The sequence below is a fragment of the Alcanivorax sp. DP30 genome (genome assembly GCF_009882945.1).
Taxonomy (GTDB): domain Bacteria; phylum Pseudomonadota; class Gammaproteobacteria; order Pseudomonadales; family Alcanivoracaceae; genus Alcanivorax.
In genome coordinates this window covers 925,528-939,055 of record NZ_WTUY01000004.1, presented here as the reverse complement: position 1 = coordinate 939,055, position 13,528 = coordinate 925,528, and the positions used below count along the sequence as shown (strand labels likewise).

Sequence of the window (13,528 nt, the reverse complement as noted above, 5' to 3'; positions counted from 1 at the left end):
CAGGCACAGAGCGCTCTCACAGACCGAACCTCTACTCTGTCCAGGTGAGGTCCAGTTCGCGAGCAGCCTTCACATCATCCAGGCGGCGCACCGGCTGGGTGAAGGGCGCTTCCTTGACCATGTCCGGTTCGGTACGCGCTTCTTCCAGGATGGCAGCCATGGCATCCACGAACTCGTCCAGGGCTTCCTTGCTTTCGGTTTCGGTGGGCTCGATGAGGAAGCACTCCGGCACCAGCAGCGGGAAGTAGGTGGTGGGGGCGTGCTGGTTGTAGTCCAGCAGGCGCTTGGCGATATCCATGGCGGTGACGCCCAGCTCTTTCGCTTCTTTCGCGAAGGTGAGGATGAACTCATGGCTGGCACGGCGATCCGGGTAGGCGGCGGTGCAGCCGATGGCCTCCAGTCGCTTGAGCAGATAGTTGGCGGCCAGGGTGGAGAATTCACCCACGCGGATCATGCCGTCTCGGCCCAGGGAACGGGCGTAGTAATAGGCACGCAGCAACACTCCGGCGTTACCCATAAAGGCACTCAGGTGACCAATGCTGGTTTCCAGAGTGTCGGTGTCGATCCAGTGATAGCTGCCATCGTCCCGCTGGCCCGCCATGGGGGTGGGCAGGTAAGGCAGCAGACGTTCGGAGACACCCACCGGGCCAGCACCCGGTCCACCACCGCCGTGTGGGGTAGCGAAGGTTTTGTGCAAGTTCATGTGGATCACGTCGAAGCCCATGTCGCCGGGGCGCACCTTGCCGAGGATGGCATTCAGGTTGGCGCCATCGTAGTACAGCAGGCCGCCGGCTTCGTGGACGGTCTTGGCGATGGCTTCGATTTGCCGCTCGAACACGCCGCAAGTGGACGGGTTGGTCATCATCAGGCCAGCGGTCTGAGGGCCGCAGGCGGCCTTCAGCGCCTCCAGATCCACATCGCCATCTTTGCCCACCGGCACTTCACGTACCTTGTAGCCACACATGACGGCGGTGGCAGGGTTGGTGCCGTGGGCCGCTTCCGGGATCAGGATTTCGGTGCGCTCTTCATCGCCACGGGCATCGTGGTAGGCGCGGATCATGGCCACACCGGCAAATTCGCCCTGGGCACCGGCCATGGGCGCCAACGATACGCCTTTCATGCCGGTCACTTCCTTGAGGAAGTTCTGCAATTCGAACATGCAGCTGAGGAACCCCTGGCTATGGGTTTCCGGTGCCAGCGGGTGCCGGTTCAAAAAGCCGGGCAGCATGGCAGCACGATTGGCACCACGGGGGTTGTATTTCATGGTGCAGGAACCCAGCGGGTAGAACTGCTTGTCGATGGCGAAGTTCTTGCTGGACAGGTTGGTGTAATGACGCACCACCTGCATTTCGGAGACTTCTGGCAGCGCCGGTTTTTGTTGGCGACGCAGGTGCGCAGGGATGGCACCAAGCTTATCTTCAGCTACCGCTTTCGGTGCCTGGGAGACGGCGCTACGACCGGGCTGGGACAGTTGGAAAATCAGTTTGGTCTCGCTCATGCTGCCAGAACCTCTTTCAGAGCTACCGCAAACAAATCCAGATCGCTCTCGCTGTGCACTTCGGTAGCGTTGATCAGGATAGCGTTGGGCATGTCGTAATCTTTTGCCAGGCTGACACCGCCCAGCACATCTTTCTCGGCCAGCGCCGCCAGCACCTCGGTTGCCGGCTTCGGCAGCGTCAGCACCACTTCATGGAAGGTGGGCGCAGAGAAAGCCCGTTCGACACCCTCGATGGCGGTGAGTTTTTCCGCCAGCGCCTGGGTGTTGGTATGACAGTGTGCCGCCACGTTGGTGAGGCCATCCGGGCCCAGCAAGGAGCAGTAGATGGTGGAGGCGGTCATGGCCAGGCCCTGGTTGGTACAGATGTTACTGGTGGCCTTGGAGCGACGGATGTGTTGCTCACGGGCTTGCAGGGTAAGCGCAAAGCCCTGCTTGCCTTCCATGTCCACGGTGCGGCCAATGATGCGGCCCGGCATCTGACGGACGTATTTTTGCTTGCAACACATGAAGCCGTAGTAAGGCCCGCCGGAAGACAGCGGCACACCCAGCGGCTGACCTTCACCGACGACAATATCTGCACCTTCCGTACCCCATTCACCCGGAGGGGCAAGCAGTGCCAGCGAAGTGGGATTCACCACACCAATCACCAGCATGTTGTTGGCGTGGGCCCAGTCGGTGAGGGCATCCACTTCTTCCAGGGAGCCGAAGAAGTTGGGCTGGCTGATCACCAGCGCGGCGAAGTCTTCGCCTTCAAAATCCTTCAGGGCATCCAGCGGGGTCTGGCCGCTGGCGGCATCGAAGCCCACCGTTTGCAATGCCACGTCCTGGTTTTCCACGATGGCCTGGGTGGCCGCGGTGTAACGCGGGTTCAGTGCCGTTGGCACCAGCACCTTGCGCGACTTGCTCTTGCGGTTGGCTCGCAGGCTCATCAATACCGCTTCGGCCAGACCGGAGGCGCCGTCGTACACGGAGGCGTTGCTAACCTCCATGCCGGTGAGTCGGGTCATCAGGGTCTGGAATTCGTAGATCACCTGCAGGGTGCCCTGGCTGGCTTCCGCCTGGTAAGGCGTATAGGCCGTGTAGAACTCACCGCGGGTGGCGATCTCCCATACTGCTGCCGGAATGTGATGCTGATAGGCACCGGCACCAATGAAGCTGACGGCACCAGCATCCATGGCAGCGCGCTCGCCCATCAGGCGGGTCACTTCCATTTCGCTCAGCCCTTCGGGCAGCGCATCCAGCTTGCCGGCGGCTTTCAGGTGCGCGGGAATCTCATCGAACAAGTCTTCGATGCTGTCGGCGCCGATGGCGTCGAGCATGGCACGCACGTCGTCGGGGGTATGGGGGATATACGGCATTGGAAATACCTGGATAGGTTGGGTGTTGGCTTTGAGTCCGCAGCGCAAAAAACGCGCTGAGGACTAGCTACGAGCGACTAGCTTCGAGCTACGAGAAAAGTCTTTGACTCGCAGCTAGCAGCTAGTCGCTCGCCGCTGCGAATAACGGTAATGCCGTTATTCGCTCTCGATCTGCGCCTGGTACTGATCTGCAGTGAGCAGGTTGTCCAGATCGGTTTCTTCGCTCATGGCGATCTTGAACAACCAGCCACCTTCATAGGGGGCGTTGTTGACCAGTTCGGGCTCGTCTTCCAGGGCTTCGTTGATTTCAACGATTTCGCCAGAGACCGGGGCATAGATATCAGAGGCCGCTTTTACGGATTCAACCACACCAGCTTCGTCACCGGCGGCAACCACCTGCCCGACTTCCGGCAGTTCCACGTATACCAGGTCACCCATGGCATCCTGGGCGTGCTCGGTAATGCCTACGGTCACAGTACCATCATCGTTCTTGGCCCATTCGTGGCTGCTGGCGTAACGCAGTTCGGCAGGAATCTCGCTCATTGTTGGCTCTCCTTGTTAGAGTCGCTTCGCGCAACATGCTTTACGCATGGGCGCTGGAAAAAGATGTTCTTTACCATGTGGGAGCTTGCCTGCAAGCGATTTACCCTCGATGGAGGAAGCTATCGCTTGCAGGCAAGCTCCCACAGCTTAAATTTCTTTATAGACTGCCTTGCCGTTGCGCACGAAGGGGGCCTTGACCACCTGCGCCGGCTGACGCTTGTTGCGAATTTCCACATCGACCTTGCCGCTGGCACCCGCGGGCAGCCGGGCCAGGGCAATGGATTTGCCCAGGGTCGGGGAAAAGGTCCCGCTGGTGATTTCGCCTTCTTCATTATTGGGCAGAATCACTTTCTGGTGGGCACGCAATACGCCCTTGCCTTCCAGCACCAGACCCACCAGTTCGGCATGGCCATTTTGCTGCTGGTTGAGCAGCGCCTGACGGCCGATGAAATCCCGGTCGTTGAGCACCAGGGTCCAGCCCATGTTGGCTTCCCAGGGCGAGATACCATCGTCCATGTCGTTGCCGTAGAGGTTCATGCCCGCTTCCAGACGCAGGGTGTCGCGTGCCCCCAGTCCCGCCGGCGCAACCCCGGCCGCCAGCAGCTGATCCCACAGGGCCACCACGTCATTGTTGGGCAGCATGATTTCCACACCGTCTTCACCGGTGTACCCCGTGCGGGCAATCATCCAGTCGCCGTCTTCGGCAAACCCGAAGACTTTCAGACGGTTTACCGCGTCTGCCTTGCTGGCATCCAGCAGGCCGGCCAGGGTGGCACGGGCCTCGGGCCCCTGAATGGCAAGCATGGCCAGGTAGGGTCGCTCCTGGATATCCACGGCAAAACCACCGGCCTGGCTTTCCATCCAGGCCAGGTCAGTTTCGCGGGTGGCGCAATTTACCACCAGCCGATAATCATTGTCTCGCTTGTAGACGATCAGATCGTCGATCACACCGGCACGCTCGTTGAGCATGCCCGAGTAAAGGGCGCGACCAGGCTCGATACGGTCCACATCGTTGGCCAGCAGGTGGCGCAGGTAATCCCGGGCACCGGCGCCGGCAATATCCACCACGGTCATGTGCGAGACATCAAAGACCCCGGCTTTCTGGCGCACCGCATGGTGCTCCTCGATCTGGGAACCGTAGTTGATCGGCATGTCCCAGCCGCCAAAATCCACCATCTTGCCGCCCGCGGCCACATGCGCGTCGTACAAGGCTGTGCGATGACCCATAACACCACCACTATTCAAATGAGCGGCAATTATATCCGCCAGAAGCGTGAGGGCATAGGGTGGCGGGATGGACAGGTGAGACTTCTGAGCCAGTACCAGGGTGTCTACCGGAATCCGCGAGCACCAGCGGGTGAAGGGAGGCGTCGCGAAGCGGCCAAAAAAAGGTTCATCGCGGATTTCCGGGAAAAGCCCGATTCAAGCCCCCCCCCTTTCCGTAGGAGCCTCGCTGGCGGCGCGATAATCCAAACCTGAAAAACGACATTTACCACAGAGGCCACAGAGGCCACAGAGGCCACAGAGTGAAAACCTGTTTTTCTCGGTGACCTCTGTGCCCTCTGTGGTGAGACAGCTTTTGATCCTGGTCTTGGAATCGCGCCGCCAGCGACGCTCCTACGGGAAGGCCTTGGTAGCAGCAACTTCCTGCTAACCCGCGATGAACCAAAAAAAGCCCCGGCGAACCGGGGCGAGGAAGATCATGCGAAAGGAAAAGGCAGATTACTGAATGGACGCGCTCTGGTAGCTCAGGTTGATGCCGCCCGTCGGGATTTGCAGCAGCACCTTGCCGCCGTCAAAGCCTGCCAGGGTGATCTCGAGGTCCACGTCCAGCGGCGCCTGGTTTTGCAGGCCGATGAACAGGCGACCATCGGGCAGGAAGTCCAGCGGACCTTCCAGCACCACATTGTCGATGGGCAGGCTCTTCACGTTGTGCTCCAGTCCCAGCGGCAGGCTCAGGGCCGGGGCATCGAACAGCAGGTCGAACGTGATGCGGAAGACCGGACCATCCGGGGTGTCGACGATATCACCCACTGGCGGCACGTTGCGTGGGCTGTTGGGATCATTGGGATCCTCCAGGCCGTAGCGCACCCGCATGATGTTGGGGCCGGTGGCCGTATCAATCGGGATCAGGCCAATGTTGTCCAGGTTCACCGCTTCAATCACATCGGTAAGACCGGTGAGTGACAGCAGGGAGTTGACCAGGTTGGACAAGGCATCGCCCAGGATCGGGATATTGCCAAGCAACGTATCCAGCAACCCGCCTTCGGTGAGTTTGACACCAATGGCTGCGGTGGCATCCAGGTTGGTCAGCGCCACCGTGGTGGGATAAATCACCACCGGTACACCCTGCTCCTCGGCATCGAAATCGATGATCTCGGTGTTCAGCAGCCCGGTAATGTAGAGCAGCTTGTCGCTGTCACACTGGGTTGGTGTGCCGGCGGCCACGTTGTCAAAACCGCAACCGGTATTGGCATAGGACACCAGCCCTTCCCCGCCGGTACCACGCGGGATGATGAACGTGGCGTTGGCCGGAGTGTCAGCCGGATCAAGAGTATCACCAGTCAGCACCGGCTCTCCGGTATCGATCTGGAAATTGTTGTTCACGTCCGCGCTGGGCAGGTTACCCAGTTCCTGGAAGATGGTGTTCGCTGCCGGGCCACCCTTGAACAGGATTTCCATGTCCGGACCACCCTCCTGCAGACCGCCACCCAGCAGGGGGGCTGTTTGCAGGGGCAAACCATCGGCAGAACAGATGCCGGCACACCCGGTGCCGCCGCCATTGCCTGCCAACACATAGCGGTACAAGGCGCCTTCTTCCCAGGGTTGCTCAGGGGTGAAGATAGTTGCCCGGGTTGCCGTGGTCAGCCTGCCCTCCACCGGTGCCCAGCTACCGCCGTTGTCCTTCTCCACCAGGAAGGTGTCACCGAGGACAATGGTGCTCGCATCCATGTTTTGGGAGAAGCGAACCTTGATGGGGCGATTGGACGGCAAATCCACAATGGGGAGCTGATCCACAACCACCTGCTCGGCTTCACTGCTGGAGGACAGACAGGCGCCCTGGAAACCGGCATTGATGGCGGTCTGATCCGCTGCAGAACTGGCACAGGGGAAGCCCGGGTAGACGGTGGCGGCGAACGGGCCGCGGCGCACATCGTCGGGATCCAGAATGGCGTATTCCGGCAGGGTGAAGTCGAGGCTGTTATCCCCTTCCAGGGAATCCAGCATCTGCAGCGGGTTGCCACTCAGATCCGTGATGTCCGGGGTGGTGGTCACCACGTATTCCACCCCGTAGGCCACTGGGGCATCGGGGGTGATCACCAGGGCGTTGCCACTCAGTTTCCAGCTGAAGGGTTCAGCTACCCCGCCCGCCGTGAGCTGCAAGCTGCTGCCGGCCACAATGGAATCCGGATCCAGCGCTTCGTTGAAGTGAATCACGATGGGCTCGCCGGGCTCCATGCGGTCGGCCACGTTGCCCGGTTGCCAGGACAGCTCGGCACCGTTGTCGCCATTCATGACCGGTACGAACGGATTGACGCTGTCCACCGCCTGCATGGGCGCATTTTCCTGATCCAGGTAGGACTCCATGCGGAAGCTCAGTACACCGTAGCTGTTTTCCACACCAAGAACGCGCGGCTCTACCACGGTGATAGCGTCGGTGTTCAGCTGGCCGTCCTCAATCAGGCCGGTACCCACCAATTCCAGATGCATGATGTTCTGGGTAAAGGCACCGTTGGCGCGGGCATCGGTGGTGGAGGTGGCAATATCCATGAACAGACGCAGCTTCTTGGGCGCGTCGTCGCTTTCGGCATTGGGGTTGGGGAACAGGTAACCGGTGGCATCGGAGATGATTTGCACAGTCACTTCACCGGAATCGAAACCCACCGGCACTTCACCGCCGATGAACACTTCCAGGGCGTCGCCCTTGAGGATGCCACCACGCTTGACCCGTAGCGGCGTCACATCCGGGAAATTCGGAGTATGCGCCAGTTCGGCGTAGACATCCCCGGACTGTTTGGAAACGGTTTTGTCCTGCAACAACGTACCAATGACGGGCACACAGTTGATCGGCTGACCGGTCAACTCGGAAAGACGCACGCCATCATCCAGGCAACCCAGATCCGGGTCGGCCGGCGGCGCATTGGTCACCAACACGGCACGCTCGCCGGTGGTCGGAGACGTGGTGTCTTGCGGTACGGTGGAGTGGCTGAATGCCGCGATGGCATCGCCAGCGTCATTCAGGACACCATCAATGACCAGCTCGTAGGTCTGGCCCGGCACCATGTCTTCCTTGGGGTCCACGGTGATGGCGGTGCGGCCCACCAGCATCAGCGCCGGCACCACTTCGCCATTGCTCATCAGGCTGACCGTGTCGCCATACACGGCGGAACTGGCATCGATGGCCTGGGTAGTACGCACACGGAACGACGAAAAGTCCATGCTCTTGAACTGGCCGTCATCCGGGAACAGGGAGGACACTTCGAAAGTATCACTGGTGCGCTGGGTGGCCAGTGGGCCCTCCAGGGCTGCGCGAGTGGTGAAGTTCAGGGTGCCGTCTTTAAAGGTGGTGGTTTCACCGAGAACGGTCACCCCGTTCATCACTACCTTGTAGTCAGAAGCAGGCTTGAGCGCATCAACGGGGGTCAGCACCACCCCTTTGCCTTCAGCCACGGACTCCAAGGTAAAGTCAACGCTCTCCCCGCCCGGTCCGGTAAAGGCAAAGTTTGCCGCTGCCGCGTTCACGGTATGGCTGAACTGCAGCGCCACGATAGTGCGCGGCGCCACTTGCTGCTGGTTATCCAGCGGATAGGTGTAATGCAGGTTGCGCGCATTGAAGGTGGGCGTATTGAAACTCACGTCGGCGCTGTCGCCACCACACCCCACCAGGGATGCGGCCGCGATGGCGGATACGATGAGGGCTATCTTGTTCTTTTTCATGTCGCGCCTCCGTTAGAACTTCAGCGTAAGTGAACCGGAGAACACATGGACGTCGCCGTCAGTGCTCACGGACTCATAGGGGTTGGTCACGCCGGGACGAGTACTCGTCAGCTCGAAATCACGCTCCTGGAGCTGCTGGTACTGGTAACCGAAATCGAGACGCATGGGGTAGGCCAGGATCGGCGGGTTGTTGATGATCAAGGCACTGCCCACACCCACTATCAGGCGATCGTTATCGAAGTAGTTGGTGTCCGGGGTCTGGATGCTTTCCAGCGGGCTTTCCTGATAGGCCACACCACCAAACAGCATGATATTCTCATTGATGGTCCATTCTGCACCGATACGCGGTACCAGGATGTCCTGGAAGTTGGCATTGGCCTGGTCTTTTACGGTGTCGCGGTCCAGCTGGTCTTCCAGATCACTCCAGTTCTGCTGCTCGACACTCACGGCTGCACGGAAATTGTCCGAGAAGTGATACAGCAGACCGGCGCTGAGGATATCCGGCTGATAGGAATCAATGGTATCGATCAGGACAGAAATCCCCGGATCCAGGACGGTCCCCGGGATGGTCAGGTTGGATTCCACCGCGGTGCGCGCTTCGGTGTGGCCACGGAACGCGAAGGCGGTTTCCAGTCCGGTCCAGATGCCACAGTCTTCCTTGCCGCAGAAGATCTTGTCGTATTCCAGATTCATGGAAAGCACCGGACGAATGATCGGCTTGGCTTGCACCGTCAGTTCTTCGTATTGGGTGACACCGGCAAGGTTGGCACTGGCGATCAGGGTCGCTTCACTGCGCAGGGAAACATGGGCGGAGGCACCTGTGGTGATACCGTTGGCGACTTCCAGACCACCGCCCAGGTTCAGGAACAGGGGCTGGCGGCCGTACTGCATGAACTGACCTTCGCGGGAATTCTTGGACTCGAAGGCGAGCATCTCTTCGCCATATTTTTCCACCCCGGCGATGATGGCGAAGTACAGCGGGTGCTCACCTTTGAGCAGGTCGGTGAGGTCGGTTTTCAGGGCAATGATCTGTTGCTGGCTGTCTGCCACGTTGGCCTTGTCGCCATCGCGAACCACTGCGGCGCCACCGCCACTGGGATTGCCGTTGCTGGTGACACGCAGATCGTGCTCACCGTGAAGCAGGCCCACGGTCAGTTCACCGCGCGGATCCTGGGTCAGGTAAGCCGGGTTGTAGTACAACGCAGAGGCCTGGGTGTTGAACAGGGACAGGCCCTGTGCCGTGCCCACATCGATCGGCAGCAGGCCATAGGTGCTGGCCGTGTTCCCCATGGCGGCAAACGCCGGGGCGGTCAGCAGGGTCGAGAAGAGGGCGGCAGCCCCAAGGCGGCTCAAGGGTTTGACGGACATATTCGGTCTCCGGCGTTTGTTATTCGGCTTATTGCCACTGTTGATTCAGCGTGGCTTTGTTGCAGCGAAGATCAGGTGAACGGTATGCACCGGCTGACCTGTTCCTGCCTGTGTATATGCAATAAGTAAAACAAAACGCCCGTGCTAGGGCCGTTGCGAAAAGGTTGGGAATGGTTGAGATACGTGTGCGACTTGAGCGACTTGTTAAGGTGTGTAATCGAAGTGTTTCGGAAATGGGCAGGTTTCATGGGGCTTACACGCCCCACTGTGTTCTTTTCCCCAGACGGCCAGGCACAAAAAAGCCTCATCGCGGATTAGAGGGAAGCCACCGCTCCCGGTAAATGCAAGTGCTGTGGGAGCGTGCTTGCACGCGAACCGGTTATCAGTCGCGAGGGGCCATTCGCGTGCAAGCACGCTCCCACATGAAGCCCCGGGTGATTAGCGTCTGCCTCTGCGCCTCCGGAGAGGTCGCGGGCCACCTCTCGATGGAGGTAAGGCGGATGTTTTAAAGCCTGAAGCGTTACCGTAGATAGCGGCCGAACCCTGGCCCTATACCGTTTTCCTGCTAATCCGCGATGAACCACAAAAAAGCCGGCCCGAAGGCCGGCTTGATGCAAAGCAGCGTGGTTACTGCTTGATGGGCTCCCCGAGATACTGGAGATGCAAGCCATTTTGCGGAATCTGCAGGTAGATCTCCGGGTTGGCCAACGGAATGAAGCCCAGCTCGATCCCCAGTTTCACATCAATCGGAACCGCATTGCTGTTGAACTGCTCTATCACCATACGGCCATCCGGCAGGAAAGCCACAGGCCCAGACAGATTCAGTGTCAGCGGAGCACTGTGCAGACTGTGGCTGCCATCCAGCACGATATGCATGTCAGGTGCATCCAGGTACACTTCTACGTCCGCACGGAACTCGGGACCGGACTCGGTCTCCACAATCCAGCCGGGGATCAAACCCTGACGCTCAATCTCGTCGTAGACATAACTACCATCCGGGTTCGTTTTACCGCAGAAGTTCTCCGCATCTTCCGGCCAGGCGACACAGCTATAACGCATGCGCATGTACTGGGTTTCAGTGGGGGTTTCGCTGGGGATCAAACTAATGATCTTCACCAGAAGCGTGACCGAAGATGCCTGGATCATGGTTGGGTACAAGCCGACCCTGACGGCGCGCAGGGGCTCGTCCGTTTCCGGATCAATCACCATTTCACCGGTTTGCAGATCCCGGTATACCGCCGAACCAAACACTTCCGTATTCAGCCCACCGACAACATGGATGTCGCACTCCTCCGGCACATCGCAGACCAGTGATGGATCGGAGAGGATACCGTCACCATCATAGCTGTCCACCACCAGCCCGGTAGTGTTTACCCCTGGTCCATTGCCTCCATAGCCCGGCTCACCCGCATCAAAGTGACCATTACCGTTCAGGTCTGCCGTGGGCAGGTTCCGCAGCGGCTGGTACACGGATTGCCGCGGCGCGGCACCGGTGAAGTGCAGGTGCATGTCCGGGCCACCCATGTCAGCGTCCGGGGCGCGCAACACCGCCGTCTGCAGGCGCTTGCCATCGACAGAGCAGATCGCTTCGCCACTGCTGCAATCATCGGCTTGCTGGCCACCGGTACCGTTGACGCTCATCAGCAGGTATCGGTAGCTGACGCCTTCTTCCCAGGGCTCATTGGGGGTAAACACCAGACTCCGGGCGCCCACCTTGAGGGTGCCGGGCACACCGGCTTCACAGCGGTACTTGCGCTTGCCGTCTTCGTCATAGCGAACCGGTACGCCTTGGGCGTCCGACTCCACTTTCTCTACCCGGAAGCTGCCTGTACCGCAGGCTTCACTGTTTTCGAACACCACAGAATCCGGATCGATATCCTGGGAGAAGCTCACCCGGATGGAACGGTCCGCCGGCAACTGTGGCACCGGGTTACGATCATCTTCGGTCTTTCCGCCCTCACAGAAACCGTGATTACCGGCTTCGATCTCCCAGTGCTCTTTATCGCTGGCACAGGGGAAACCCGGATAGCTGGTCATGACAATGGGGGGCGCCGCCTCTCCCACCACAGCAGGCATGCTGAAGCTGCTGCTCACCGGGCTGATCGGATTACCGGCCAGGTCTGTCACGGCACCACTGAGCTGGACTTGATAATCCGCCCCCATGGCGAGCGCCGAGACCGGACGCAGAATCAGGGTGGCGCCATCCAGCTCCCAGTCAAATGGCTGGGACACCCCGCCACTGAGCAGGTCAAGACTGTTGCCCGCCTCCAGGGTGGCCGGATCCAGCGGTTCGCTGAAGTTGAGGATGACTGGGTCACCGGGGCGTGCCATGTCAGCCACACCATTATCATTTACGGCCGGAGCCACACTCTGCAGCACGGGAGCCGTCATGTCCGGCACCACTGCCGGGGCATTTTCCTGATCCTCGTAGGACTTCATGTGGAAACTGAGCAGGCCGAAAGCGGTTTCCTGACCCAGGACGGTTGGCTCGACCACGCCGACAGCATCAATCTCCATGCGGCCATCGTTGACCAGCGCCATGCCGTTGAGCTCCACGTGCATGAGCGTCTGGCTGAGGGCGCCATTGGCTTCCGGGTTTTCCGCGGTCATGGACACATCCATGTACAGCTTCACCTGCTTGGGCGCTTCATGGGAATCGCTGTAGGGATTGGGCAGCAGATAGCCGGAGGCATCTGACAGGAAGGTCACGCTGATGGCACCGGTCTCGATGCCTGCCGCCACGTCACCGCCCACTTTGACTTCGATGTTGCTGCCGGTGAGCAGGCTGTTGCGGGCAATCCGCAACGGCGATACATCCGGGTAGTTGGGCAGGAACGCCAGTTCCGCATGCACATCACCGGATTGCAGCGTGGCATCCTTGCTGCCCAGCAGCGTGGACTGAACGGGCACACAATTCATGGCGGCGCCGGTGAGTTTTGCACCGATGGCGTCCGGGGCATTACAGGGATCCACGGTCTCGTCAGTGGCCTGAACCACTTCCTGCACCAGGGTCGCCCGCGGCATGGAATCGCCGGCGGTCCAGGTTCGGGTATAGCCGCCGGTGAGGCCATCCTGGCCCACACCGCGCACCGAGTCGGTGAGTTTGAGGGTGTAGGACTTGCCGGCGACCAAATCTTCTTTCGGGTCGATGGTGACCGCATTTCCCTTGGCCAGCAGGATCGCCGGCACCGTGCCTTGCGGGCCTTCCAGTTCCACAGAACCATCGGTATCGGTTTCACCGTAGACCAGCGTGGTCACATCCAGTTGCTGATTGAACTGCAGACGGAGGGTGGAGAAATCCATGAACTGCAGGGGATTTCCATCCGGGATCACCTTGCTGACCGCCAGATCCGGCGCCATCTGCTGATCAGAGAGCGGCCCGGAGGACGCCATGCGGGTGACAAAGTCCAGCCCACCGTCATCAAACTGGGCGTTGCCGTTGCGGGTCTGGATGTCGCTGAGTACCAGCCGGTAGTGGGTGGTCAGATCCAGCGGGGCCGCCGGCTGAAGTACCACGCCCATGCCGCCATCCACGGCTTGCGGTGCTTCCAGCGCAATCCGGTTGCCGCCGGTATCTTCACAGGCATCGCCCACGGACGGGCATTCCAGCAAGGCAAAGTTGCTGTCATCCACGCTGACCTTGTGGGAAAAGCGCAGTACCAGCGGTGTCTTTGGGGATACCCCGTCCTGGCCATCGTAGGGATAGCTGTAATACACATCCCCAACCTGCCAGTTGTCATAGCTCGGTTTGTCTCCGGCTTCCCCGCCACAGGCGGCCAGCAAGGCCGCGGAGGTCGCCAGGCATAACGCTTTCAGCTTCATG

The 13,528-nt window shown here is 60.1% G+C and carries 7 protein-coding genes; all 7 read right to left on the bottom strand.

The window, feature by feature from the left end; all coding sequences use genetic code 11:
• Nucleotides 1-31: 31 nt before the first annotated feature.
• The 7 genes from gcvPB to GQF00_RS10580 all read right to left on the bottom strand — a co-directional run bounded on the left by gcvPB (nt 32) and on the right by GQF00_RS10580 (nt 13,527).
• On the bottom strand, nt 32-1,498 hold the full coding sequence (gcvPB, locus tag GQF00_RS10610) for an aminomethyl-transferring glycine dehydrogenase subunit GcvPB (protein ID WP_161319114.1): 1,467 nt from the start codon (nt 1,496-1,498) through the stop codon (nt 32-34).
• On the bottom strand, nt 1,495-2,856 hold the full coding sequence (gene gcvPA, locus GQF00_RS10605; RefSeq protein ID WP_161319113.1) for an aminomethyl-transferring glycine dehydrogenase subunit GcvPA: 1,362 nt from the start codon (nt 2,854-2,856) through the stop codon (nt 1,495-1,497). The genes gcvPB and gcvPA overlap by 4 nt, the downstream gene beginning before the upstream one ends.
• Before the next feature lie 156 nt (nt 2,857-3,012).
• Nucleotides 3,013-3,399 (bottom strand): glycine cleavage system protein GcvH, encoded by a 387-nt coding sequence (gcvH, locus tag GQF00_RS10600; protein ID WP_161319112.1) that lies wholly within the window; start codon nt 3,397-3,399, stop codon nt 3,013-3,015.
• 147 nt (nt 3,400-3,546) lie between these two features.
• On the bottom strand, nt 3,547-4,626 hold the full coding sequence (gcvT, locus tag GQF00_RS10595; protein WP_161319111.1) for a glycine cleavage system aminomethyltransferase GcvT: 1,080 nt from the start codon (nt 4,624-4,626) through the stop codon (nt 3,547-3,549).
• Nucleotides 4,627-5,121: 495 nt separating this feature from the next.
• Nucleotides 5,122-8,337, bottom strand: coding sequence for an Ig-like domain-containing protein (locus GQF00_RS10590; protein ID WP_161319110.1), 3,216 nt, complete (start codon nt 8,335-8,337; stop codon nt 5,122-5,124).
• A 12-nt stretch (nt 8,338-8,349) separates the two neighbouring features.
• Nucleotides 8,350-9,705 carry an OmpP1/FadL family transporter gene (locus GQF00_RS10585; RefSeq protein WP_161319109.1) on the bottom strand — a complete coding sequence of 452 codons (1,356 nt, stop codon included), beginning with the start codon at nt 9,703-9,705 and terminating at the stop codon, nt 8,350-8,352.
• A gap of 627 nt (nt 9,706-10,332) precedes the next feature.
• The gene (locus GQF00_RS10580; RefSeq protein ID WP_161319108.1) at nt 10,333-13,527 is read right to left on the bottom strand and encodes an Ig-like domain-containing protein; all 3,195 of its coding nucleotides are present in this window, start codon (nt 13,525-13,527) and stop codon (nt 10,333-10,335) included.
• Nucleotide 13,528: the final 1 nt, after the last annotated feature.